This window comes from Oceanibium sediminis (genome assembly GCF_003265325.1).
GTDB lineage: Bacteria > Pseudomonadota > Alphaproteobacteria > Rhodobacterales > Rhodobacteraceae > Halovulum > Halovulum sediminis.
Genome location: NZ_QGNX01000001.1, coordinates 469,798 through 492,978 on the forward strand (window position 1 = coordinate 469,798; position 23,181 = coordinate 492,978).

The 23,181-nt window shown below is 67.2% G+C and carries 23 protein-coding genes; 13 read left to right on the forward strand and 10 right to left on the reverse strand.

Going from position 1 to position 23,181, the window contains the following annotated elements; translation table 11 throughout:
- Positions 1-49: 49 nt before the first annotated feature.
- From DJ029_RS02315 to DJ029_RS02330, 4 genes are all read right to left on the reverse strand, one after another.
- Positions 50-1,075 carry a chlorophyllide a reductase iron protein subunit X gene (locus DJ029_RS02315; RefSeq protein ID WP_112320707.1) on the reverse strand — a complete coding sequence of 342 codons (1,026 nt, stop codon included), beginning with the start codon at positions 1,073-1,075 and terminating at the stop codon, positions 50-52.
- Entirely contained in the window at positions 1,072-2,013 is a 942-nt protein-coding gene (gene bchC / locus DJ029_RS02320) for a chlorophyll synthesis pathway protein BchC (RefSeq protein ID WP_112320708.1), read from the reverse strand. The genes DJ029_RS02315 and bchC overlap by 4 nt, the downstream gene beginning before the upstream one ends.
- A 138-nt stretch (positions 2,014-2,151) precedes the next feature.
- Positions 2,152-3,306 (reverse strand): methyltransferase, encoded by a 1,155-nt coding sequence (locus DJ029_RS02325; protein ID WP_112320709.1) that lies wholly within the window; start codon positions 3,304-3,306, stop codon positions 2,152-2,154.
- Positions 3,303-4,166, reverse strand: a complete 864-nt coding sequence (locus tag DJ029_RS02330; RefSeq protein ID WP_112320710.1) for a polyprenyl synthetase family protein — start codon at positions 4,164-4,166, stop codon at positions 3,303-3,305. Before DJ029_RS02330 ends, DJ029_RS02325 begins: the two co-directional genes overlap by 4 nt.
- Before the next feature lie 127 nt (positions 4,167-4,293).
- Here DJ029_RS02330 and crtD point away from each other — a divergent pair, with 127 nt between their 5' ends.
- Complete coding sequence (crtD, locus tag DJ029_RS02335) at positions 4,294-5,877, forward strand: 1-hydroxycarotenoid 3,4-desaturase CrtD (RefSeq protein WP_232822936.1); 1,584 nt, start codon at positions 4,294-4,296, stop codon at positions 5,875-5,877.
- On the forward strand, positions 5,862-6,692 hold the full coding sequence (crtC, locus tag DJ029_RS02340; RefSeq protein ID WP_112321310.1) for a carotenoid 1,2-hydratase: 831 nt from the start codon (positions 5,862-5,864) through the stop codon (positions 6,690-6,692). Before crtD ends, crtC begins: the two co-directional genes overlap by 16 nt.
- 71 nt (positions 6,693-6,763) lie before the next feature.
- On the opposite strand, the gene DJ029_RS02345 is transcribed toward crtC, so the two are convergent.
- Positions 6,764-8,104, reverse strand: a complete 1,341-nt coding sequence (locus DJ029_RS02345; protein ID WP_112320712.1) for an XRE family transcriptional regulator — start codon at positions 8,102-8,104, stop codon at positions 6,764-6,766.
- A 214-nt stretch (positions 8,105-8,318) separates the two neighbouring features.
- On the opposite strand from DJ029_RS02345, the gene DJ029_RS02350 reads away from it, so the two are divergent.
- From DJ029_RS02350 to DJ029_RS02385, 8 genes are all read left to right on the forward strand, one after another.
- Positions 8,319-9,662 carry a substrate-binding protein gene (locus tag DJ029_RS02350; RefSeq protein ID WP_112320713.1) on the forward strand — a complete coding sequence of 448 codons (1,344 nt, stop codon included), beginning with the start codon at positions 8,319-8,321 and terminating at the stop codon, positions 9,660-9,662.
- Between the two features lie 134 nt (positions 9,663-9,796).
- Positions 9,797-10,828 carry a branched-chain amino acid ABC transporter permease gene (locus DJ029_RS02355; protein ID WP_112320714.1) on the forward strand — a complete coding sequence of 344 codons (1,032 nt, stop codon included), beginning with the start codon at positions 9,797-9,799 and terminating at the stop codon, positions 10,826-10,828.
- A gap of 3 nt (positions 10,829-10,831) precedes the next feature.
- The gene (locus tag DJ029_RS02360; protein WP_112320715.1) at positions 10,832-12,043 is read left to right on the forward strand and encodes a branched-chain amino acid ABC transporter permease; all 1,212 of its coding nucleotides are present in this window, start codon (positions 10,832-10,834) and stop codon (positions 12,041-12,043) included.
- 11 nt (positions 12,044-12,054) lie between these two features.
- Positions 12,055-12,813 (forward strand): ABC transporter ATP-binding protein, encoded by a 759-nt coding sequence (locus DJ029_RS02365; protein ID WP_112320716.1) that lies wholly within the window; start codon positions 12,055-12,057, stop codon positions 12,811-12,813.
- A 41-nt stretch (positions 12,814-12,854) separates the two neighbouring features.
- Positions 12,855-13,574, forward strand: a complete 720-nt coding sequence (locus tag DJ029_RS02370) for an ABC transporter ATP-binding protein (RefSeq protein ID WP_232822979.1) — start codon at positions 12,855-12,857, stop codon at positions 13,572-13,574.
- Positions 13,575-13,628: 54 nt separating this feature from the next.
- Positions 13,629-15,578 carry an acetate--CoA ligase gene (gene acs, locus DJ029_RS02375; RefSeq protein ID WP_112321311.1) on the forward strand — a complete coding sequence of 650 codons (1,950 nt, stop codon included), beginning with the start codon at positions 13,629-13,631 and terminating at the stop codon, positions 15,576-15,578.
- A 5-nt stretch (positions 15,579-15,583) separates the two neighbouring features.
- Positions 15,584-16,420, forward strand: a complete 837-nt coding sequence (locus tag DJ029_RS02380; RefSeq protein ID WP_112320718.1) for a DMT family transporter — start codon at positions 15,584-15,586, stop codon at positions 16,418-16,420.
- A gap of 33 nt (positions 16,421-16,453) precedes the next feature.
- A complete protein-coding gene (locus DJ029_RS02385; protein ID WP_112320719.1) occupies positions 16,454-16,741 on the forward strand; it encodes an I78 family peptidase inhibitor in 288 nt (95 codons plus the stop codon).
- A gap of 334 nt (positions 16,742-17,075) precedes the next feature.
- On the opposite strand, the gene DJ029_RS02390 is transcribed toward DJ029_RS02385, so the two are convergent.
- From DJ029_RS02390 to fliF, 5 genes are all read right to left on the reverse strand, one after another.
- The gene (locus DJ029_RS02390; RefSeq protein ID WP_112320720.1) at positions 17,076-18,230 is read right to left on the reverse strand and encodes a flagellar motor switch protein FliG; all 1,155 of its coding nucleotides are present in this window, start codon (positions 18,228-18,230) and stop codon (positions 17,076-17,078) included.
- On the reverse strand, positions 18,227-18,916 hold the full coding sequence (gene fliP / locus DJ029_RS02395; protein ID WP_112320721.1) for a flagellar type III secretion system pore protein FliP: 690 nt from the start codon (positions 18,914-18,916) through the stop codon (positions 18,227-18,229). The genes DJ029_RS02390 and fliP overlap by 4 nt, the downstream gene beginning before the upstream one ends.
- Positions 18,917-18,944: 28 nt before the next feature.
- Complete coding sequence (locus DJ029_RS02400) at positions 18,945-19,214, reverse strand: FliM/FliN family flagellar motor switch protein (RefSeq protein ID WP_198671054.1); 270 nt, start codon at positions 19,212-19,214, stop codon at positions 18,945-18,947.
- 88 nt (positions 19,215-19,302) lie between these two features.
- The gene (locus DJ029_RS02405; RefSeq protein ID WP_112320722.1) at positions 19,303-19,944 is read right to left on the reverse strand and encodes a FliH/SctL family protein; all 642 of its coding nucleotides are present in this window, start codon (positions 19,942-19,944) and stop codon (positions 19,303-19,305) included.
- A complete protein-coding gene (gene fliF, locus DJ029_RS02410; protein ID WP_112320723.1) occupies positions 19,944-21,503 on the reverse strand; it encodes a flagellar basal-body MS-ring/collar protein FliF in 1,560 nt (519 codons plus the stop codon). The genes DJ029_RS02405 and fliF overlap by 1 nt, the downstream gene beginning before the upstream one ends.
- A gap of 142 nt (positions 21,504-21,645) precedes the next feature.
- On the opposite strand from fliF, the gene DJ029_RS02415 reads away from it, so the two are divergent.
- The 3 genes from DJ029_RS02415 to DJ029_RS02425 are packed head-to-tail and all read left to right on the forward strand — an operon-like array spanning position 21,646 to position 23,128.
- Positions 21,646-22,116, forward strand: a complete 471-nt coding sequence (locus tag DJ029_RS02415; RefSeq protein ID WP_112320724.1) for a flagellar basal body-associated FliL family protein — start codon at positions 21,646-21,648, stop codon at positions 22,114-22,116.
- Positions 22,117-22,127: 11 nt separating this feature from the next.
- Positions 22,128-22,547 carry a hypothetical protein gene (locus DJ029_RS02420; protein ID WP_112320725.1) on the forward strand — a complete coding sequence of 140 codons (420 nt, stop codon included), beginning with the start codon at positions 22,128-22,130 and terminating at the stop codon, positions 22,545-22,547.
- A complete protein-coding gene (locus DJ029_RS02425) occupies positions 22,544-23,128 on the forward strand; it encodes a MotE family protein (RefSeq protein ID WP_112320726.1) in 585 nt (194 codons plus the stop codon). The genes DJ029_RS02420 and DJ029_RS02425 overlap by 4 nt, the downstream gene beginning before the upstream one ends.
- The last annotated feature ends 53 nt before the right edge of the window (positions 23,129-23,181 follow it).

Consider the following 23,181-nt stretch of genomic DNA (forward strand, 5'->3'; position numbering starts at 1 on the left):
CTGCGTCACGGTGCGTAAGCCGCTTTCCAGCGTCTCTAGGGCGTCGAGGTCAAACATCGTCGTAAACGACCTCCAGGCTCTTGACGGGTTTGGCGTGTTTGCCGCGCATGTCGGCATCGCTTGCAGGCTCCAGCACCACGTCCGCGCCGGTATCATGGGCGGAGAACAGGCCAAGCAGTTCGTCCTGCGTCAGGGCGCTGGGATGCGTCGGCGGGGCCTCGGCCACGTTGTCGGCCAGTTCCCCGAACAGCGCGCCCCAGGGGCCCGCGTCGGTGCCCACGATCTGGTAATTCGCCGATTTCTTGCGCAGGTCGTCATCCGCCGGGATCGCGGCGAGGACGGGAATGTTGACCGCATCGGCGAAGGCCTGCGCCTCACCCGTCCCGTCGTCCTTGTTGATGACCATGCCGGCCACGCCGACATTGCCACCCATCTTGCGGAAGTATTCCACCGCCGAGCAGACGTTGTTGGCCACGTAAAGCGATTGCAGGTCGTTCGAGCCGACGACGATCACCTTCTGCGCCATGTCCCGCGCGATCGGCAGGCCGAAGCCGCCGCAGACCACGTCGCCCAGGAAGTCGAGCAGGACGTAGTCGAAATCCCAGTCGTGAAAGCCCAGCTTCTCCAGCAGTTCGAAGCCGTGGATGATGCCGCGCCCGCCGCAGCCGCGCCCCACCTCGGGGCCGCCCAGCTCCATCGCGAAGACGCCGCCGGACTTGAAGCACACGTCGCCGATCTGTACCGGCTCCCCGGCCAGGTTCTTCTTGGTCGATGTCTCGATGATCGTCGGGCAGGCCTTGCCGCCGAACAGCAGGCTGGTCGTGTCGGATTTCGGATCGCAGCCGATCAACAGCACCCGCTTGCCCCGCTCGGCCATCATGTGGCTGAGGTTGGCCAGGGTGAAGGATTTGCCGATGCCGCCCTTGCCGTAGATCGCGATGATCTGCGTCTTTTTCGTGGGCGGCGCGCTCGGCACCTCCAGCGTGGGTTCGGACGCTTCTTCGCGCAGGCGCCGGTCATTGTCGGCGATGCTGTCCTCGGTCAGGACGGGAACACGGTCGTCGAGGGCGGTCATGCTGACCCCTTCCAGTTCAAGATCATTTTCAGGCAGTCGGCGTCTTCGAACGCCGTCAGGTAGGCGCCGGGCGCATCGCCGGCGTCGCGGGTGTGCGTGACCAGCCCGTCAAGGCTGAGGTCGCCGCTTTCGACAAGCAGGCGGGTGGCCAGCATGTCCTGCGCCGTCCATTCCGCCGCGACGCGCAGGCGCGCCTCCTTCATGAAGGCGGGCGGAAAGGCAAAGCTGAGCGGTTCGGGATAGAAGCCAGCCAGGACGATCTCGCCCCCCTTTGAGAGGCGCGTGATCAGGGCGTTCAGCCCCTCGCCGTCGCCGCTGACGTCGTAGATGGCCTTGTAGTCGCGCTTTTCGTCCTGGTCGGGATGCAGGACCGGGTAGGGAAAATCCCCCGCGCGGCGGCGTGCTTCCTTTTCCCAGACGACGGGCGGGCGGCCGCCGGCGGCCAGGGTAAGGCGCGCCAGCAGGCGGCCCATCACGCCGTGGCCCACGATCAGGTCCGGCAGGGCGGTGTTCAGCCCGGCAACCGCGTGGCGCGCGGTCGCGGCCAGCGCCAGCAGCGCCCCCTCGGGGCCCAGCGTGCTGTCGATGGGCACCACGCGATCCGCCCCTGTTACCAGCGTCTGCGCCGCGCCGCCGAACAGGCCGCGCACCGGCCCAAAGCAGCTGGCGCCGGGAACGAAGACGCGGGTTCCGGGCTTCATCGCGGAAAGGGCGCCGCATTCGACGATCTCGCCCGCGGATTCATAACCGGGGACCAGCGGGTAGCCCATGCCGGGGAAATTCGGCATACGGCCGGACCAGAACAGCTTCTCGGTGCCGGTGGAAATTCCGGAGTGATCGATTCGGACAACCACGTCGTCCACGGCGGGTCCGTCCAAAGCGACCGATTCGACCGAGATTTCGCGGGGGCCACGCATCAGGACAGCGTTGGTTTGCATTGCGATCCCTCCTCCCTGGTGATCAGGCTGCGCGACATGCCGCGCGACCGGATGTCGCAGTTTTGCTTTATGTCACTTTAAGCTGACAGTTTGTAATGTCAATTCAGCATTACGCTTTATGTCGACGTCCGGCTGTGCTCAGCCGGGCCTGCGCGCCGTCAGGACGCGCGTGATAAAGCCCTGACGCGCCTTGCAAAGGCGGATATCGGCAAAGCCTGCGGCCAGCAGCAGCGCGCGATGTGTCTCCGGCGCGCGGGGTGTGCCACTGGTCATCGCGGCGGTGTAAAGCCCGAAGTACACATCCCCCGCGCGCGTCGGGGCCGCCCCGCCGGACATCGGCTCAGACAGAATCAGCCGCCCGCCGGGCGGCAGCGCGGCGAAGACCGCGGCGAGGATGGCCTCGACCACCTCCGTGTCATGGTCATAGAGCACCCGCACCAGCGAGATCGCATCGCCCCCTTGCGGTAGCGATCCGTCCAGAAAACTGCCGCCCTCAGCACTGGCCCGGCCGGACAGGCCGGCGTGTTGCAGCTTCACCGTGGCGCGTGCCGCGACCTCGGGCAGGTCGAAGACGGTGCCGGTCAGGCCCGGCGTCGCCTGCAGCGCGGCGATCAGGAAAGCGCCCTCTCCGCCGCCGACATCCACCATGTGACGCACGCCCTTCAGGGGACAGACCGCCAGCGTCTCGGCCGCGACCATGGCCTGGCTGGCCGCCATCAGGCGCGAATAGGCCGCCGCCTCGGGCGCGGCGACGCCGCCCGCGCCGGGGGCGACATAGGCCCAGAACCGCGACAGTTCGGTCGAGCCATGCTGCGCGGACAGCAGCGCCACCGGGTCCTCCAGGTCGCGGTAGAACATCGGGTGATGGCGGATCATGTCCTCCACCCCCGGCGCGCCGAGCAGCGCCGCGCCAAGGGGGCCAATTCCGTACCGCCCGCCGCGCCGGGTCAGCAGGTCCAGCGCTGCGGCGGCCTGGGCGAGCCGTGTCATCGCTACGGGCGACAGCGGCGTGCCCGCCGCCAGTTCCTCGGCACGCATCGGGCCGGGCGCGAGCTTGCGCAGCAGGTCGAGCTGCACCACCGCCAGCAGCGTTTGGGAATAGGTGAACCCGGCGACCAGGTCGTAAAGCCGTTCCGCCTGCCGGTTGGCGACGCGCCGCGTCAGCGGGTTGCGCGCGGCCCAAGCCTGGAAGGCGGGATCGGCGATCCGCCCGTCCCGCCACCGCCTCAGGCGATCCCCAAGGCGGGTGAGTATCCCGCGCCCATCCGCTGGCGGATGCAGCGACAGCGTCATGCGACCGCGCGGGCGAATTCCACCGGCGTCAGGCGCTTGGCCTGCGCCGAGACGATCTCGCACAGGCGCGCCTCGCCCGGGCAGGACGGGATCGAGGCGATGGCCCCGGAAAGGATGTCGTGCAGCTTCTGCACCGCGCCCCGAAGGCCGAGTTCGGACACCGCGTTGGGGCGGTCGTGGATCGCATCCTGGCCGACGGGCTTGCCCAGCTCCTCCTCGCTCAACAGCGCGTCGCGCAGGTCGTCGGCAACCTGGAACGCCTCGCCGATGCGCGCGCCCAGCTCGACCCAGGGGGCGGGATCGGCCCCGGCGGCCTGCGCGCCCATGGTCGTCGCGGCGACGAACAGCGCGCCGGTCTTGGCCCGATGGTACAGCGACAGATCGACCGTCGGCTCGCTTTCCCACCCCTGCCCGGCGCATATGCCATGGGGCATCCCGGTGTGCCGCGCCAGCGCCAGGATCAGCGGCGCAAGGCGTTCGGGGCTGGCCGCCCCCGCCTCCGCCAGCACCTCGAAGGCGAGCGTGATCAGCGCATCGCCCGTCAGCAGGGCGATCGGCTCAGAGAACCTGGTATGCACCGTGGGCTGCCCCCGGCGCAGGTCCGCGTCGTCGAAACAAGCCATGTCGTCATGGACGAGGGAGGCGCAGTGGATCAGCTCGATACTGATCGCGGCGGCGTCCGACAGCGCGGGGCGGTCGTCGCCGCACGCCTCGGCCACGGCAAGGCTGAGCTGCGGGCGCACCCGCGCGCCGCCGGGAAAGATCGCGTGCTGCAAGGCCGCCGCAAGCTTTGGCGGGGCGCTGGCCCCGCTGGGCCGGGCGAGCGCCTCGGCGAGCGCTTTTTCAATCCGCTGGGGCATCTCGGACCTCCCTGTCATCGGAGCTATTTATTGAAACTGTCCAAATTATATGACAGCCTTCTGTCAATTAGTGTGGACACAAACCCGCCAGCCTGTCAATCGCGGCCCGTGGGAGGAAGGCAAGCCCTTGCCGTTGAAGACCCAGCGGATCATCGTCATCGGTGCCGGTATCGGCGGGCTGACGGCTGCGCTGGAGCTGGCCCACAACGGGTTTGACGTGACCGTCGTGGAAAGCGCCGCAGCGCCGGGGGGCAAGATGCGCACCCTGCCCTCGCCCGCCGGGCCGGTGGACGCGGGGCCGACGGTTTTCACCATGCCTTGGGTGTTCGAGCAGCTTTTCGACTCGCTGGGCGAGTCGCTGGAAGAGCACCTGACCCTTCACCCGCTGGGGATCATCGCCCGCCACCACTGGCGCGGCGCACCCACGCTCGACCTTTTCGCCGACGCCGCGCACTCGCGCGAGGCGATCGGCACAGCCTTCGGCGGGCGCGCGGCGCGGCAGTTCGACCGCTTCAACGCCCGCGCCCGCCGCCTGTTCGACGCGGTGCGCGACCCGGTGATGACCGCCGCCGACCCGACACCCCTGTCCGTCACCCGCGCCACGCTGCCCCGCGCAGGCGGGCTGTTGCGCGACATGGCCCCGCACCGCAGCTTCGCGGGGATGCTGGACCACGGTTTCAGCGACCCGCGCCTGCGCCAGCTGTTCGGGCGCTACGCCACCTATGTCGGCGGCTCGCCCTACCTGAGCCCGGGCATCCTGGCGCTGATCTGGCACGCGGAGGCGTCCGGCGTGTCCTGTGTAGCGGGCGGCATGAACGCCGTCGCCCGCGCGCTGGAATCGATGGCCAAGGCACGCGGCGTGACCTTCCGCTATCGCAGCACGGCACGGCGCATCCGGCTGGCGGACGGGCGCGCCGCGCATGTGGAACTGGCCGATGGCGAGGTGCTGGACGCCGCCAGCGTGCTGTTCAACGGCGACCCCGCCGCGCTGGCCGACGGACTGCTGGGCGATGACATCCGCCCCGCAACCCCGCCGCGGCCACGGGGCAAACGCTCGCTCTCGGCCTGGGTGTGGACCTTTGCCGCGGATCCGGGCGCCGCGCCGCTGACACATCACAACGTCTGCTTCTCGGACGATCCCCGCGCGGAGTTCGACGAGCTGTTCCGCATCGGCCGCCGCCCGAAGGACCCCACGCTGTATGTCTGCGCGCAGGACCGGCTGGCGGCGGACGCGCCGGGCGGGCCGGAGCGTTTCCAGATCATCATGAACGCCCCGGCGAACGGCGACGTCATCACCCCCACAGACCAGGAGATCCGCCAATGCGAGACGATGGTTTTCAACCGCCTGGCCGAGGCGGGCCTGCACCTGAGCCCGCCCGAGGCGGAGAACGCCCTGACCACCCCCTGGGACTTCGCGACGCTGTTTCCGGGGACCGGCGGGGCGATCTACGGGACCAGCCCGCACGGGATGATGGCGACGTTCCGCCGGCCACGGGCGCGCAGCGCGCTGCCGGGCCTGTACCTGGCGGGGGGCGCGGTGCACCCGGGGCCGGGGGTGCCGATGGCAGCCCTGTCCGGGCGGCAAGCGGCCGCGGCGATCATGGCCGACCGCGCTTCGATATCCATGTCGCGGCGGACGGCTATGCCTGGTGGTACGTCGACGGACTCTCGGACGACGGCCTCCGCGGTATCTCGATCATCGGCTTCATAGGCTCGGTCTTTTCGCCCTGGTATCGCTGGGCCGGGCGCAAACGCCCGCTGGATCATTGCTGCATCAACGTCGCCACCTACGGCCCCGGCGGGCGCTGGACGATGACCGAGCGCGGCGCGGGCGCGGTGCGCCAGACGCCGGACGTGTTCCAGGTCGGCCCCAGCCAGATGGCCTGGGAGGGTGATGCGCTGGTGATCGATATCAACGAGTTCTCGGTCCCCCACGTGCAGCGCATCCGGGGCCGGGTGCGCCTGTCCCCCGAGGCCGTCACCGCGATCGAGGTGGCGCTGGACCCCGGCGGCGCGCATGTCTGGCGGCCCTTCGCACCCAACGCGCGGATCTCGGTCGATATTGCGCGGCCCGGCTGGCGCTGGGAAGGGCACGGCTATTTCGACGCCAACTTCGGCACCCGCGCGCTGGAGGCGGATTTCAGCTACTGGACCTGGGCGCGGATGCCCATGAAGGACGGCGCGGCGGCCTTTTACGACGCCACCCGGCGCGACGGCAGCACGCTGGACGTGGCGCTGAAGTTCGCGCGCGACGGCTCCGTCAGCGTGATGGACCCGCCGCCCCGCGCACGGCTGGCCCGAAGCCAGTGGCTGGTGCGGCGCGAGACCCGGGCGGACGCGGGCACGCAACCCTACCAGGTACAGGCGATGCTGGATGCGCCGTTCTACACCCGCTCGGTCGTGAAATCGCGCATCCACGGAGAGACGGTGGTCGGCGTGCATGAGGCGCTGGACCTTAGGCGGTTCGCCAGCCCGCTGCTGAAGCCGATGCTGGCGGTGAAGGTGCCGCGGCGCGCCCGTTTCTGAGGGCCGCGCGCGGGGCTGCGCCGATGCCTCCGGCGGGGATATTTGGGGACTTTGGAAGGGGGGCGCACCGCTCAGACCAGTGCCGCCTGGGTGCGGGCGGGGCAGGACGTTCGGGTACAGATCCTGCAGCTTGTGCCGACCTGGGCCACCGGGCCGGTGGCGCGGGCGGTGACCTGGCCCTCGGATGCAAACAGCATGGCGGACGCGATATCCGGGGTCTGGCCGAAGCTGGCCGGGGCGCGGGGCGCAGCGTGGGTGTAGGTGACGAAGCGGTTGCCGGCGTCATGCTCCATCGCCGACAGCAGCGGCAGGCCGGGCCGGGCGAAGCCCTGGAACACCGGCCAGAGCGGGCAGGCGTTGCCGTGTCGGGGCAGCGCGAAATCCGGCGTCGGGTAGCGCAGCAACGGATAGCCCGAGGCCGTTACGACGATCAGCCCGAAGCGCGGCGCCTCGATCCAGGGGCGGCGCAGCACGGCGAGCCGGCGGAAGACCCCGGGGATATCGACCCCGAACGCGGCGGAGAGCCGGGTCGGATCCCAGTCCGCTTCGCGCGCTGCGTCCGCGAAAACCTTGAGCGGCATTCGCCGCGCGTCGCGCGCATAGGTCGTCAGGTGCCGGTGGACCAGGTCCCGCGCCTCGCCCGAGACGGCCTGGTCCGCGCCGTCCAGCATCTCGCCCACGACGCCGAGGATCCGCCGCTCGAACAACGGGTCGGGCAAGCCGGCGGCCGCGTCCGCCTCGCGGTCGAGCGCGTCGAAGGCCTGCCCGTGGCGGCCGAGGAAGTGATCGAGCGTTTCCTCGGAGGTGGCGGCGCTCTTGTCGGGCCGGTCGTCCGCACCGAGGAAGCGGGCCAGGGTTTCCGCGGTGATCGACAGGCGCTCGCTTTCCGCGGTCAGGTTTTCCAGGAAGCGGCGGCGCTGGAGCGGGGGGATATCCTCGACCGAGTTGAGAATGCCCGCGGTGGAGCGCACGGCGGTGATGTGGCTGAGCATCGCGTGCACGTTCTCGGCCAGCAGGGGGTCGTGGGTCAGCCGATCCGACAGGGCCGCGATCACGTCCGCCTGGTCGCGGGTGCGGCGGAGCAGGTCCGCGATCAGCGCCGCCCACTCGGGGTAGCGCGCGGCGATATCCTGCGCGCTGGCCGGGTCCGCGCCGGTGTTGCGGTACTCGGCGGCGGCGGCGACGAGGTCCTGGATCACCGCGGGATCCGCGCCTTCGGCCAACTCGGAGGGGCGCGCGTCCAGCTCGGCGGCGATGGCGTTCAGGACCGCGCCGCCGATTCTGCGGCGGTTATGCTCGATCAGGTTGAGGTAGGAGGGCGAGATCCCGGCGGCCCGCGCCAGCGCCGCCTGGGTCAGCCCCGCGCGGCGGCGCGCTTCGCGGATTCGCCTGCCTGCAAGCTGGGTCGCCACTGCCCGAAGCCCCCTTTTTTAAAGGCGTTGGTGCGGCGCATTGCAAATATATTTACAACATTGCACCGCAGCATTGCAAATCATTTACAAGAAAGCCGATTGATTGCAACACTTTATTTGAGAATTGACCGACTGCCCCCATAATCGGCGACGGGGAACCATACCCACCCACCGCCAACAAAGGCGGAACACATAATTCCTAGGGAGGATTTCAATGCCAGGGTTTAAACTGGACCGTCGCGGACTGCTGAAGTCCGGTGCCGTCTTGGGCGCCGGTCTTGCCATGCCGACGATTTTCACAGGCCGTGCCAACGCGTTCACGAACGAGCCAACGGGCAGCTCGGTCACGCTGGGGTTCAACGTGCCACAATCCGGCGCCTACGCCGACGAAGGCGCCGACGAGCTGCGCGCCTATGAGCTGGCCGTCGAGCACCTCAACGGCGGGGGCGACGGCGGGATGATGAACACCTTCAGCTCCAAGGCGCTGCAGGGCAACGGCATCCTCGGCAAGAAGATCGAGTACGTCACCGGTGACACGCAGACCAAGTCGGACACCGCGCGCGCCAGTGCGAAGTCGATGATCGAGAAGGACGGCGCGGTGATGATCACCGGCGGCTCCTCCTCCGGGGTGGCGGTGGCCGTGCAGGCCCTGTGCCAGGAAGCCGGCGTCATCTTCATGGCCGGCCTGACCCATTCCAACGACACAACCGGCAAGGACAAGAAGGCGAACGGGTTCCGTCACTTCTTCAACTCCTACATGTCGGGCGCCGCCCTGGCGCCGGTGCTGGAGCGCAACTACGGTTCAGATCGCAAGGCCTATCACCTGACAGCGGATTACAACTGGGGCTACACGACGGAAGAAGCCATCCGCTCCTCGACCGAGGCGCTGGGCTGGGAGACCGTGGAAGCGGTCAAGACCCCGCTGGCCGCGACCGACTTCTCGGCCTACATCACGCCGGTGCTTCAGTCCGACGCGGACGTGCTGGTGCTGAACCACTACGGCGCGAACATGGTGAACTCGCTAACCAACGCGGTGCAGTTCGGCCTGCGCGACCGGATGGTGAACGGCAAGAACTTCGAGATCGTGGTGCCGCTGTATTCCCGCCTTATGGCGAAAGGTGCGGGCGCCAACGTGAAGGGAATCTTCGGCTCCACCAACTGGCACTGGTCGCTGACCGACGACGCTTCCAAGGCGTTCGTCCAGTCCTTCGGCACCAAGTACGGCTTCCCGCCGTCCCAGGCGGCGCACACCTGCTACGTGCAGGCGCTGCTGTACGCCGATGCGGTCGAGCGGGCCGGGTCCTTCAACCCCTGCGCGGTTGTCGAAGCGCTCGAAGGCTACGAGTTCGACGGCCTGGGCAACGGCCCGACGCTGTACCGCGCCGAGGATCACCAGTGCTTCAAGGACGTTCTGGTCGTGCGCGGGAAAGAGAACCCGACCTCCGAGTTCGACCTTCTGGAGATCGTGGAAGTCACGCCGGTGGCGCAGGTCACTTACGCCCCGGACCACCCGCAGTTCGCCGGTGGCCAGCTGGGCGCCTGCAACCCGGGCGCATAAGCCTCACAAGCTGAAAAATGGGGGGCGGCCGCATCACGCGGCCGCCGCGGGGGAGGTGAAGGCCACCCCCGCGACCCCTGCCCCGTGCCTGCTGGCTGGCGCGGGATTTCCGAAATTCCTGAAGGGTGGGACCGATGGACGCGATAATCCTCCAGATCCTCAACGGCTTGGACAAAGGCTCCGCCTATGCGCTGATCGCGCTGGGGCTGACGCTGATCTTCGGCACGCTGGGGGTCGTCAACTTCGCGCATGGCGCGTTATTCATGCTTGGCGCCTTCTGCGCCGTGACCCTGAACAAGCTGCTGACCCTGTCCTTCATTACGATCGACGAGACGCAGAAGGACTTCCTCGGCAATCCGCTGAAGGTCGAAACGCCCTACATCGAGGGCTGGTTCGGGCCCGAGGTCGCGGGCACCGTCATCGAATGGTCGGTCCCGCTGGCGATCCTTTTCGCGATCCCGATCATGATCCTCGTCGGCCTGGTGATGGAGCGCGGGCTGATCAAGTACTTCTACAAGCGCCCGCACGCGGACCAGATCCTGGTCACCTTCGGCCTGGCCATCGTGTTGCAGGAGATCATCAAGTATTTCTACGGCGCCAACCCGATCCCGACGCCCGCCCCGTCCGCCTTTTCGGGCAGCTTCGACTTCGGCGCGCTGCTGGGCTTCGATCCCGGCACGATCATCTATCCCTACTGGCGGCTGGTCTACTTCGGCTTCGCGGCCGTCGTCATCGCCGGGGTCTTCGCCTTCCTGCGCTACACCACCTTCGGGATGGTCGTGCGCGCCGGCATGGCGGACCGCGAAACCGTCGGCCTGCTGGGCATCAATATCGACAAGCGGTTCACGATCATGTTCGCGCTGGCCGCCTGCGTGGCCGGGCTTGCGGGGGTGATGTACGCGCCGATCAACTCGCCCAACTACCACATGGGGATGGACTTCCTTGTCCTCAGCTTCGTGGTGGTTGTCGTCGGCGGCATGGGCTCGCTCGGCGGGGCGGTGGCGGCGGGCTTCCTGCTCGGTGTGCTGGAAAGCTTCGCCTCTATGAGCCAGGTGCTGAACGTGCTGCCGGGGATCAACCAGATCATCATCTACCTGGTGGCCATCATCGTGCTGCTCACCCGCCCCCGTGGCCTGATGGGCCGCAAAGGCGTGATGGAGGACTGAGACATGCTGAAACTCGACAAGAAAGACATGCGGCTGTTCATCATCGTCGCGCTGATGACCATCCTTGCCCCCTTCATCCTGAACCCCTTCCCCGAAGGCTCCGGGCTGGCGCAGTTCAACGCGGGCTATCCCGACCTGATGCAGCGCTTCGTGATCTTCGGGATCTTCGCCATCGGCTTCAACATCCTGTTCGGGCTGACAGGCTACCTCAGCTTCGGGCACGCGGCCTTCCTGGGGGTCGGGTCCTACGCGGCGATCTGGATGATGAAGCTGCTGACCATGAACGTGATCCCCGCGATCATCGCCTCGGTCGCGATCGCCGGTGTGTTTGCGCTGGTCGTCGGGTTCATCAGCCTGCGGCGCTCGGGCATCTACTTCTCGATCCTGACGCTGGCCTTCGCGCAGATGTCCTTCGCCATGGCCTACTCGGTGCTGACGCCGATCACCGGCGGGGAAACCGGCCTGCAGCCCAAGGTCAACGACCCGCGCATCCTGGACGCCGCGCTGGCGCCGGGGGCGACCCCCTCCGCCGGGCTGTTCGGGCTGGAAATGCGCGACAGCTACGAGCTGGCGCTGGGCAACTGGCTGTTCACCTTCAACTTCGGCTACTACTTCGCGGCCGCGCTGATGCTGGTGGCCTTCTACACCTCGATGCGGATCTTCCGCTCGCCCTTCGGGATGATGCTGCGCGGGGTGAAATCCAACCAGCAGCGCCTGAACTACACCGGGCTGAACTCCAAACCCTACACGCTGGCGGCCTTCGTGATCTCCGGCATGTACGCTGGCCTGGCCGGTGGCCTGCTGGTCGCCATGGACACCCAGGTCGGCCCCGAGCGCATGTTCTGGACCGCCAGCGGAGAGGTGGTCCTGATGACCATCCTCGGAGGGGCCGGCACGCTGATCGGGCCGGTGCTGGGCGCGGGCTTCATCAAGTACATGGAAAACATCATCTCCAAGATCAACGAGAGCATCCTGCACCAGTGGTTCTACTGGCTGCCGGATGGGCTTGAGGACCTTGTGGTCGGCATGATCTACCCCTTCATCGGCAAGGGCTGGCACCTGACCCTGGGGATCATGTTCATGCTGGTGGTCATCTTCCTGCCCGGCGGGCTGGTCGAAGGCGGACAGCGGATCGGACGTTGGGTGCGGGGCAAGGGCCGCAAGGCCGACGCCACCGGCGACAAGAAGTCCACCGCCTCCACACCTGCGGAATAAGGAAAAGCGTCATGGGAATTCTGGAAGTACAGAACGTCAACAAGCGCTTCGGTGGACTACAGGCGCTGGACAGGGTGAACCTGAACGTGGAAGCGGGCACGGTTCACGCGATCATCGGGCCGAACGGGGCGGGCAAGTCCACCTTGCTCAACTGCTTCGTCGGGCGGCTGACGCCCGATACCGGCTCGGTCATGTTCGACGGTAAAAGCCTGCTGGGCCGCAAACCCCATGAGATCAACCAGCACGGTGTCTCACGCGTGTTCCAGACGCCCGAGATCTTCACCGATCTCACCGCGCTGGAAAACGTGATGATCCCCGCCTTCGCCAAGCGCGACGGCGCCTACAAGCTGAACCCCTTCGCCCGCGTCGCCGGTGAATCCGAAATCCGCGACAAGGCCGAAGAAGCGCTGAAGGACGTGCAACTGGCCGACAAGCGCCACCAGCACGCGGGCGAAATGTCCCGCGGGGACAAGCGGCGGCTGGAAATGGCCATGTGCCTGGTACAGGAGCCGAAGCTGCTGCTGCTGGACGAACCGACTGCGGGCATGGCGCGCGCGGACACCAACCGCACCATCGACCTGCTCAAGCATATCGGGGAAACCCGTGGCATCACCAAGGTGGTGATCGAGCATGACATGCACGTCGTCTTCAGCCTGGCCGACAAGATCAGCGTCCTGGCGCAGGGCCACGTGATCGTCGAAGACGTTCCGGAAAACATCAAGGGCCACCCGAAGGTCCGCGAAGCCTATCTTGGGGAGGCACAGGTATGACCCTGCTCGATGACGATTACACCCGCGCAAGCGCCAGCCATATGGCCCGCAAGGAACCGGCCTATTTCTCGGCCTACAACGTCGAGGCGTACTACGGCGAAAGCTACATCGTGCAAGGTGTCAGCTTCAACATCCACGAGGGCGAGATCCTGGCCCTGCTGGGGCGCAACGGGGCGGGCAAGACGTCCACCCTGCGCGCCATCGCGCGGGTCGACAGCCCGCAGTTGACCCATGGCGAGATCTGGCTGGACCACAAGCCGCTGCACAACATGAAGGCCTACCAGGCCTCTGAAGCCGGGGTCGCGCTGGTGCCGGAGGATCGGCGGATCATCCCCGGCCTGACGGTCGAGGAAAACCTGCAACTCGCCCAGATCGCCCCGCCGAAGGGCTGGTCGATCGAGCGGATCTACGAGCTGTTCCCCCGCCTTGGCGAGCGGCGCAAGCAGGAAGGCGTCACCCTGTCGGGCGGCGAGCAGCAGATGCTGGCCATCGGGCGCGCACTGGCCCGCGACGTCAAGCTGCTGCTGCTGGACGAGCCTTACGAGGGCCTCGCCCCCGTCATCGTGCAGGAGATCGAGCGCACCCTGATCGAGATCAAGAACCTCGGCATGACCACGGTTATCGTCGAGCAGAACGCCATCGCCGCCCTGAAGCTTGCCGATCGCGCCGTAATCCTTGACATGGGACAGGTGGTCTTCGATGGATCGGCTCAAGAGGTACTTGAGAACGACGAACTTCGCGAAGAATACCTCGCCATCTGAATGTCCGCCTTCCGCGGGCGAGATAGAAGAAACTGACGACCCCTGGAGGGAATGATGCTGAACAAGACATATCCGCCATCGCCAGAGATGGCGGCCCACGCTCACGCGGACGCCGCCACCTACGAAAAGATGTACGCCGAGTCCGTCTCGGACCCCAATGCCTTCTGGGGCGAGCAGGGCAAGCGGATCGACTGGATCAAGCCGTACACAAAGGTGAAGGACGTAAGCTTCGCTTACCCGGATGTGTCGATCAAATGGTATGAGGACGGCACGCTGAACGTCGCCGCGAACTGCGTCGACCGGCACTTGGAAACCCGGGGCGACCAGACCGCGATCATCTGGGAGCCGGACGATCCAAAGGCCGACTCCAAGCACATCACCTACCGCGAGCTGCACCGCGAAGTCTGCCGCTTGGCGAACGTCCTGAAGGGCATGGGCGTGGAAAAGGGCGACCGTGTCGTGCTTTACATGCCGATGATCCCGGAAGCGGCCTATGCCATGCTGGCCTGCGCGCGGATCGGCGCGATCCATTCCGTGGTCTTCGGCGGCTTTTCCGCCGACGCGCTGGCGGACCGGATCGACGGCTCGCAAGCCAAGGTCGTGATCACCGCGGACGAAGCCCCGCGCGGCGGGCGCAACACGCCGCTGATGGCCAATGCCGACAAGGCGCTGAACAAGCTGAACGGCACCTGCAAGGCGCTGGTCGTGCGCCGCACCGGCGGCGACGTTCCGATGAAAGAGGGCCGCGATTTCTGGCTGGACGAGCTTGAGGCTGACGTCTCGGACGATTGCCCCGTGGTCGAGGTGGAGGCCGAGCACCCGCTGTTCATCCTCTACACCTCCGGCTCCACGGGCAAGCCGAAGGGGGTCGTGCATACCTCGGGCGGGTACCTCGTCTATACCTCGATGACCCATGAATACGTGTTCGACTACCACGACGGGGACATCTTCTGGTGCACCGCGGACGTGGGCTGGGTCACGGGCCACAGCTACATCGTCTATGGCCCGCTGGCCAATGGCGCGACGACGCTGATGTTCGAGGGCGTGCCCACCTACCCCGACGCCAGCCGCTTCTGGCAGGTATGCGAGGAGCACAAGGTCAACCAGTTCTACACCGCGCCCACCGCGATCCGCGCGCTGATGGGCAAGGGGGACGAGTTCGTCAAGAAATGCGACCTGTCCAGCCTGCGCATCCTTGGCACCGTGGGCGAGCCGATCAACCCCGAGGCCTGGAACTGGTACAACGATGTCGTCGGCGGCGGCCGCTGCCCCATCGTGGACACCTGGTGGCAGACGGAAACCGGCGGCCACCTGCTGACCCCGCTGCCCGGCGCGACCACGACGAAGCCCGGCTCGGCGACCTTCCCCTTCTTCGGCGTGGAGCCGGTCATCCTGGAACCCACCACCGGCAAGGAAATCACCACGACCGAAGCCGAGGGCGTGCTCTGCATCAAGGACAGCTGGCCCGCGCAGATGCGCACCGTCTGGGGCGATCACGAGCGGTTCGTGCAGACCTATTTCAGCGACTACAAGGGCTACTACTTCTCGGGCGATGGGTGCCGGCGCGACGCGGACGGCTACTACTGGATCACCGGGCGGGTGGACGACGTGATCAACGTCTCCGGCCACCGCATGGGCACGGCCGAGGTCGAGTCCGCGCTGGTAGCCCACCCCAAGGTGGCCGAGGCCGCCGTCGTGGGCTACCCGCATGACATCAAGGGTCAGGGCATCTACGCCTATGTCACGCTGATGGGCGGGATCGAACCCTCGGAAGAGCTGCGCAAGGAACTGGAGGCCTGGGTCCGCTCGGAAATCGGGCCGATCGCCAAGCCGGACCTGCTGCAGTGGGCGCCGGGGCTGCCGAAAACCCGTTCGGGCAAGATCATGCGCCGCATCCTGCGCAAGATCGCCGAGGACGATTTCGGCGCGCTCGGCGACACCTCGACCCTGGCGGAGCCCGCGGTTGTCGATGACCTGATCGAAAACCGCATGAACCGACACTGACCCCCATGGCCGCCGCCGTGCTGATCATGGCGGTGGCCATGGCCTTCATCCCGCTGGGCGATACCGCGGGCAAACTGCTCATCACCGAGCATGGCTATGCGCCAGCCCAAGTGGGCTGGCTGCGCTTTTGCGTCGGCTTCGTGCTGCTCACCCCGCTGATCTGGACCCATCGCGCCGTCTGGCGGGCAGCGCTGAACTGGCGGATGATGCTGCGCGGGCTGCTGATCGCGCTGGGGGTCCTGTCGATCCTGACAGCGCTGCGGACCGAGGACATCGGCTCCGTCTTCGGGGCCTTCTTCGTCGGGCCGATCTTCAGCTACGCGCTGTCCGTCGTGCTGCTGGGTGAGCGGGTGACATGGCCGCGCACCGTGCTGCTGGTGGTCGGCTTTCTCGGCGTGCTCCTGGTGGTCAAACCGGGGTTCGGCATGACCCCCGGCCTTGCCTTCGCCGCGCTCGCCGGGATCTTCTACGGCGCCTACCTGACCGCAAGCCGCTGGGTCGCGCCGCTGGCGCCCGCGCCGATCCTGATGTGGTCGCAACTCGGGGTCAGCGCCGCCGTGCTGACCCCGCCCGCCCTGGCCGTTCCGATGCCGGAGGCCTGGCCGCTGGGCCTGCTGCTGATCAGCGCCGCCGGCTCGCTGGCGGGCAACCTGCTGCTGGTCGTCGCCTATGGGCGGCAGGGGGCGACCACCCTTGCGCCGTTCATCTATTTCCAGCTGATTTACGCCACGGTCTACGGCGTCCTGGTCTTTGAAACCCTGCCCGACCCCGTCGCGCTGGCTGGCCTTGGCCTGCTTGTGGCTTCCGGCTTCGGCTCGCTTGCACTACGACGGGCGGCGTGATTCATTACAGCGAAATCTGGCAGAGGTACGATAATGTGGCACAAGGCAATTCTTCTCGGCTCACTCGGGGCACTGATGGCATGCGGCACACCCGCGCCGATCGTGGGCACCGATGGCACCATCGACGTGGACGCCTGTGACGCCCGCAGCCAGCGCGGGCTGGTCGGACGAGAGCTGGACGACATGGCGGCCGTTTCCGCCGCCGCGCCGAAGGTGCGCTTCATCAACCCCGGCGACAGCGTGACACAGGACAACCAGCCCGACCGGCTGAACGTGGAGCTGGACGACAACCGGGTCGTCACGAGGGTGTACTGCGGCTGACACACCGGCCCCTGCCGGGCACACGGCAGGGCTCACGCCGGCCTCTGCCGGGTCCACGGCAGGGTTTTTGCACAGGGCATGCTCGCCGGGCGATACCGCCCGATCAGGATCACGGGGTGCGGCGGACCAAGCGCCATAGCGCATCCGGCTCTACGCTGCTGCGAGGGGCCGGTTCCGCCGCCTCACCGTGGCAGATCGACCTTTGCAACCTAGCGGTCCGGCGCCGTCTGCGCCGCACTGGCGGCGAAGGCCAGACACCTGATCCCGGGGCAGGCAATGCGAACCCGGCGTACTGGCAGCCCGTAGTTTTCCCGCGACAGGGTATCGCTACAGCTCAGTCCTCGGGCGCTTCCTCCTCTATCAATTGAATCTCTCCGGCCTTGGCCATGACCTGGATCTGGCGCACCACCTCCTGGTAGGCGCCATCGCCGTCGCGCTGGGACACGTCGTGCATCGCGGCGACGTCTTCCTCCAGCCGCTCGGCCAATCGCTTCGACAGGTTCGAGAGCAGGAACTCCACCGTCGCGTTGCCCTGGGCCTGGCCCCATTTGAGTGCGACCGTCAGGATCCCCTCGTCGATCTCCTTGACGATGCGCGCGACGTCCTTCGCCTCCACCCGGTAGCGAATGTCGTTGAAGGTGAACATCGTCTTGAGCACGTCGCCGTGCAGCGCCGGACGTTCTCCCTCAAGGAACGTGAGGAACTTTTCCCGGCTGTCGCTCGGCAGGTTGTTCATCAGGCCCGCGATCAGGTCCGCCGGCTTGCGGCTGCGCTTGATCCGCTGCTGGGCGGACAGGAAATCGCGCGAAATGACGGATTCGACCATCTCGGCCACGTTGGAATCGAGCGATGGCACCTGGGCCAGCCGCAGCATGGCGATTTGCGCGAATTCCCGGTCCAGCCGCTCCAGCACGGCGGCGGCCTTGTCGGCGCGCAGCTCGGACAGGATCACCGCGGCGGTCTGGGGATGCTCGGACCCGACGAAGGTAGCCAGCGCGGTGTTCGGGATGTCGTTCAGCTTCTTCCACGCCTTGCGGGCATCCCCGCCCTCGACATCGAACATGATCTTTTCGATCGTGCTGTCGTCCAGCACCTCGGCAAGCAGGCGGCGCGCGGTCTGGTTGCCGCCCGAAACCTCCTCCTCCGTCCCGATGGAGAGCAGGAACTCGGCGATGACCCCGTCGAGCATCTGCTTCGAGACGCGTTCAAGCCGGCTTATCGCGATCGCGGTGCGGGTGAGCGAGTGCTCGTTCATGGACTTGAGGAATTCGCCCGCCGCCTCCGGCCCGATGGCGGCCAGGATGATCGCCGCTTTCTGGATCGGTGGAATATCGGCGTACTCGCCCGCCGCGGACTTCCGCAGCGACTCCCAGGGGCGGGTCAGTTCCGCCGATGCCCCCGCGCCGGGGCCGGACTTAGACTCCGCCGCGGGGGGCAAGGTGGCGGGAAGGTTGGCCGCGCTTTCACTCGCCGTTTCCGCCACGCTCACGGGGCGTACCCGCGGATCATCGCGCCGGCGAGCAGCGACCAGCCATCAGCCAGAACGAAAAAGGCCAGTTTGAACGGCAACGAAACGACCACTGGCGGCACCATCATCATCCCCATCGACATCAGAATTGCAGCAATGACGAGGTCGATAACGAGGAAAGGTAAAAATACCAGAAACCCGACCTCGAAACCGCGCTGGATTTCCGACAGCAGGAAGCCCGGCACGAGCAGGGACAGCGGCGGCTCGGGGCTGGGAGCCGGTTTGCCCCCCGCCTCGGCAAGGAGCGTGATGGTTTCCGGGTCGGTGCGGGCGGTCATGAACTCGACGAAAGGGGCGATTCCCGCCCGGAACGCTTCCTCGGGCGACAGGATACCGTCGATCCCGGGCTGGATCCCGGCGCTCCACGCCGCCTGGAAGACCGGCTCCATGACGAAATAGGTCAGGAACAGGGCCAGGCTGACGATCATCATGTTCGGGGGCGCCTGCTGCACCCCGATCGCCTGGCGCAGGATCGACAGCACCGTGACCATGAAGGGGAAGCAGGTCACCATGATCGCCAGTCCCGGCGCCAGGCTGAGCACGGTGACCAGCAGGAACAACTGTACTGTCCGCAGCGAGAATGACTCCCCGCCGAGGCTGACCTGAAGTTCCTGCCCCAGCGCCGGCGCGCCAAGGAAGGCCAGCATCAGGCAGGCAAGTCCAAGACGTCGGATATCAGACTCCTTTCGACAGGTCGGCGACTTCGGTCAGCCGCACGCCCAGCTGCCCGGAACCGTCGTCCATTTCCTGCAACTCTCCGCGCGCGATGAGGCGTTCACCCACGTAAAGCTCGACCGGGTCGTCGATCCGTGTGTTGAGCGTGATGACGCTGTCCCGGCGCAGCTTGACCAGGTCGGCAACGAGGGGGCGCGCCTTTCCGACGGAGATCATCACTTCGATCGGAACGCCCATGAAGGCGGTCTCGCGCCGGCCGTCGCCGCGCATCGGCCCGTCGCTGGTGCTCATCTGGGCCGGCGGCAGGGCGCCGTCGATCGGCGTCTGCGCGCTGGATTGCGGTTCGGTGGCGGGGTCGTCATCCTGCAAGGGTCTGCTCCTTCATCGCTGGTTGGGGGGGCTGTACGTCAAGCGTTTCATCGTCCTGCGGGTTCTGCGCGAATGCCTCGAACGCCGCATCGATCCGCGCGAGGACGCCGGACAGGTCGATCGCGTCGAAACCGTCGTCCCAATGCACCTCAGCCTCCAGCGGGGTCAGGCGCGGATCCGCCACGACCTTCAGGCCCACCCAGTCGGACAGGGCGGACTGAAGGCCGGGCAGCGACTCTTCGGAACACCGCAGGATCGGTTTGGCGTCGGGGCGCGCATCCAGCGCGTGCGCGACCGCCGAGGCGACCTGGTCCGCCAGCCCGGCCTGCGTCAGGCGCGGGGACAGGTGGTCGATCAGCGCGCTGACGAAGGGCGTGATCCCGGCGAGGATCGACGCCTCCACCTCGTTCCGGCTGAGGTACTGGTCGTGCAAGCGCTCGACCAGGGCGGCGCGCAGTTGATCCTGCGCTTCTGCATGGGCCTCGGCCGCGGCTTTGGTACCGTCGGCGCTGCCCTGGGCGTATCCTTCCTTGAACGCCTCGGCGCGTACCGCCGCGATATCCGGGGTGTCGGGGGCTGGGTGCGCCCCCTCTCCGGGAAGAAATTCCTGCAGCTTCAGGGCAAGGGGCATCAGCGGCTTCCTTCTGTCTGTTCCGGCGCCTCGATCCAGCGCCTGAGGACATCCGCGGATTCCTCGCGCCGTTCCGCGATCAGTTCGCGCAGGTTGCGGATCTTGTGCCGGTCCGGGTTGTCCAGCGCGCCGCCGGTCGGCTCGGTATCGCGCGGGTCAGGCTCGACGGACAGGTCGAGACTTCCGGCCAGGATCTCCGGCTCGGGCAATGGCGGGCGCATCAGCAGCGGGCGGATCACGAACAGGCCGAGCAGCAGGACAACCACCGCCAGAACCGTCGTCTGGACAAGGCTGATCAGCGACCCGCCGGATATCGGCATCGCGCCCCCTTCGGCGGCGGTGCCGTTCATGGCGGGCTGCGGAAACTCCATCGATTGCAGCGTGACCTTGTCGCCGCGCGCCGGATCGAAACCGATTGCGGTCTCCACCAGTTCGCGAAGCGCTGTAAGCTCCTCTTCCGGGCGGGGCGCCCATTCGCGGGAGCCGTCGGGCGCCGCGGTCGTCAAGCCGTCGACCATCACGGCGACAGTGATCCGGCGAATCTGGCCGGGCTGGATCACCCGCTCACGCGTCGTTTCCGACACTTCGAAGTTCTGCCTTTCGCGCGTTTCGGAGCGATTCGCGCTGGATTGCGCCGCGCCCCCCTCCGCATCGCCGGCGGGCAGGTTGCTGGCGACGGTGACGGCGCCCGCGCCGCCGCCCTGCTCGGTTTCCGTGATTTCCTCCAAATCGCTGCTGATCGCCACCCGGCTGGCGGGATCGATGACACGTTCGGTGATCCGCTGGCTATCCATGTCCGCGTCGATATTGACCTGCACCCGCGCTTTGCCGGGCCCGACACGCGCCGCGAGAAGGCGCTCCAGGTCCGCCTTCATCTGCTCGGCCCGCGAGTCCGGCTGGGCGGTCGGGGATTCCCCCGCCTCCGGCCCGGAGAGGACGACGCCGTTCACCGAGTCGATCACAGCGACGGCGGAAATCTCCAGCCCAGGCACGGCGGAGGAGACGAGGTGGCGAATCGCCTCCGCCTTGCCCGGGCTGATCGACGCGCCGGCGGGGGTCACGGTGACAGACGCGGTGACCGGCTGGTCGCGGGCAAAGGGCTGGCGCGCGGGCGTTGCGATATGAACCCGGGCGCTGCGCACGTCGCGCCCGGCCAAAATGGTGCGGGCCAGCTCGCCTTCCTTCGCACGCCAATAGGCGGCGTCGAACATCTGGGCGGTGGTGCCAAACCCGCTCATCCCGTCGAGCAGCTCGTAGCCGATTCCACCGCTGGCAGGCAGCCCGTCGGCCGCAAGCGCAAGGCGCGTGCCGTCCCGCGCGTCGGCCGGGACGTAGATCGCCGTGCCGCGAACCTCGTAGGCGATGTTCTGTTGCTCAAGCGCCGTGATGACGTCACCCGCCGCCGCCGCATCGAGCCCCGCATACAGCAGCGCCATGTTCGGGGTGGCAGCAAGGCGCCAGATGGCACCCATGCTCAGCAGCGCAGCCGCTACCGCGACCAGGAGAATCACTTTGCGGCGGCCGTCCAGCGCGGTCCAAGTGGCGGTGATCTGGCTCACAATACAATGCCTTGCGTTTTTCACCGGACCATTCTGGCCCGATGTTCTTGACGCCCTTTTCCCTCGGTCCGCTTAAGAATTGGTTAGCTAGAACCGTCTAAATCGAACCCATCGCGATCTGCACCGGACAGGAGGTTCGACCTTGGCGGACACAACCAATGACAATGGGCACCCAGCCCGAAAGGGCAGCGGGCTCAAGGCCCTGACGGCCGCACTGCTGGGGGCGATTCTTGCCGGGGCGGCGGGATTTGGCGTCACCTATACGGGGGTGCTCGACGGAATCGGCGGCCCCGAGAAAGTGACGGTGGACCGCTCCTACAGCTTCGTGCCGCTCGATCCGCTGATGATCAGCCTCGGGCCCGACGCCAACGCAAGGACCCTGAAGTTCACCGCCCAGCTGGAGGTGGAGCCGGGGGCCGAAGCGGCGGTGACCGCCCATGTGCCGCGAATTCTGGACGTGCTCAACACCTACCTGCGGGCCGTGGACGAGGCGGAGCTGGCCGATCCCGGCGCCCTGCCCCTGCTGCGCGCGCAGATGCTGCGCCGGATACAGATCGTCGTCGGCGATGCCCCCGTGCGGGATCTGCTGATCCTTGAATTCGTCATGAACTGAGGGAGCCTTTCATGGAACTGATCGCAGATGGCCTGCTGATTGCAGCGGCTCTTACGACCGCGCTCTACTGCTTCGTCCTGTCCCGAAGGCTGGCCGCGCTGAAGGCGCTGGACAAGGGACTGGGCGGCGCGATCGCGGGCCTGTCGACGCGGGTGGACCAGACCCGGGAATCGCTGGGCGACATGCGCAAGGTGGCGCGCGAACTGACCACGCTGACATCCCAGGCCGAACTCGCCGCCGGGCGCCTTGAACTGCTGCTCGCCACGACCGAGCATGTCGCGGCGGAAGGCAGGGCCGCCCAGGCGGAAAAGCCGGAAGAGGAACCTGCGCAACCGCCGGAATCCGATCCGACCGAATCGGACGTCCCTGACATCGTTTCCGCCCTGCGCGAAATCGCCGCCTCCGGCAGGGCCAGGACGGGCCGGGTATGAGCGGCGCACCCGGTTTGCGAATCGGCGCCCTCGGCCTGCTGTCGCTCTGTTTCCTAGGCTCGGCGGCGGTCCGGCTTCTGGATGCCGGCCCCGTGATCGCACAGGAACTGGCCGAAACGCGAAACCCGGCGGGCGGGGAGGTTGGCTGCACCCCGGCGGACGATGTGCTGCTTGCGGCGGTGACCGAGCGCAGCCAACAGCTGGAGGTTCGCGAACGCGCCCTGGCCGAGCGACAGGCCCTGCTCGACGTTGCCGAGGCCGAGATCGCCGAGAAACGCGCCGCGCTGGCGCTTGCCGAAGAGCAGCTGGCCGCGACGATGGCCATCGCGGATTCCGCGGCGGAGCAGGACCTTCAGCGCCTCACCGCGATCTATGAGAACGTGAAGCCGAAACGCGCGGCCGGTATCTTCGAGTCGATGGACACCAGTTTCGCCGCCGGAATCCTCGCGCGGATGAGCCCCGCCACCGCGGGTGAGATCCTGACCCTGATCGACGCCAACCGCGCCTATGAAATCAGCGTGCTGATGGCGGCGCGGAACATGGGCGCCGGTGGCCCCCTGCCGCCGGAAAACGACGGCTGATTGAAGGTTTGTTAAGGCCCCATGGTCCATCACGGCCCCCACAACATCGAAGC

Excerpts from the sequence above, each read along its gene's own strand:
- DJ029_RS02315 (WP_112320707.1), bottom strand. The coding sequence starts at position 1,075 with ATGACCGCCCTCGACGACCGTGTTCCCGTCCTGACCGAGGACAGCATC.
- bchC (WP_112320708.1), bottom strand. The coding sequence starts at position 2,013 with ATGCAAACCAACGCTGTCCTGATGCGTGGCCCCCGCGAAATCTCGGTC.
- DJ029_RS02325 (WP_112320709.1), bottom strand. The coding sequence starts at position 3,306 with ATGACGCTGTCGCTGCATCCGCCAGCGGATGGGCGCGGGATACTCACC.
- DJ029_RS02330 (WP_112320710.1), bottom strand. The coding sequence starts at position 4,166 with ATGCCCCAGCGGATTGAAAAAGCGCTCGCCGAGGCGCTCGCCCGGCCC.
- DJ029_RS02350 (WP_112320713.1), top strand. The coding sequence starts at position 8,319 with ATGCCAGGGTTTAAACTGGACCGTCGCGGACTGCTGAAGTCCGGTGCC.
- DJ029_RS02355 (WP_112320714.1), top strand. The coding sequence starts at position 9,797 with ATGGACGCGATAATCCTCCAGATCCTCAACGGCTTGGACAAAGGCTCC.
- DJ029_RS02360 (WP_112320715.1), top strand. The coding sequence starts at position 10,832 with ATGCTGAAACTCGACAAGAAAGACATGCGGCTGTTCATCATCGTCGCG.
- DJ029_RS02365 (WP_112320716.1), top strand. The coding sequence starts at position 12,055 with ATGGGAATTCTGGAAGTACAGAACGTCAACAAGCGCTTCGGTGGACTA.
- DJ029_RS02370 (WP_232822979.1), top strand. The coding sequence starts at position 12,855 with ATGGCCCGCAAGGAACCGGCCTATTTCTCGGCCTACAACGTCGAGGCG.
- acs (WP_112321311.1), top strand. The coding sequence starts at position 13,629 with ATGCTGAACAAGACATATCCGCCATCGCCAGAGATGGCGGCCCACGCT.
- DJ029_RS02380 (WP_112320718.1), top strand. The coding sequence starts at position 15,584 with ATGGCCGCCGCCGTGCTGATCATGGCGGTGGCCATGGCCTTCATCCCG.
- DJ029_RS02385 (WP_112320719.1), top strand. The coding sequence starts at position 16,454 with ATGTGGCACAAGGCAATTCTTCTCGGCTCACTCGGGGCACTGATGGCA.
- fliP (WP_112320721.1), bottom strand. The coding sequence starts at position 18,916 with ATGCTGGCCTTCCTTGGCGCGCCGGCGCTGGGGCAGGAACTTCAGGTC.
- DJ029_RS02400 (WP_198671054.1), bottom strand. The coding sequence starts at position 19,214 with ATGCGCGGCGACGGCCGGCGCGAGACCGCCTTCATGGGCGTTCCGATC.
- DJ029_RS02405 (WP_112320722.1), bottom strand. The coding sequence starts at position 19,944 with ATGCCCCTTGCCCTGAAGCTGCAGGAATTTCTTCCCGGAGAGGGGGCG.
- DJ029_RS02420 (WP_112320725.1), top strand. The coding sequence starts at position 22,128 with ATGGAACTGATCGCAGATGGCCTGCTGATTGCAGCGGCTCTTACGACC.
- DJ029_RS02425 (WP_112320726.1), top strand. The coding sequence starts at position 22,544 with ATGAGCGGCGCACCCGGTTTGCGAATCGGCGCCCTCGGCCTGCTGTCG.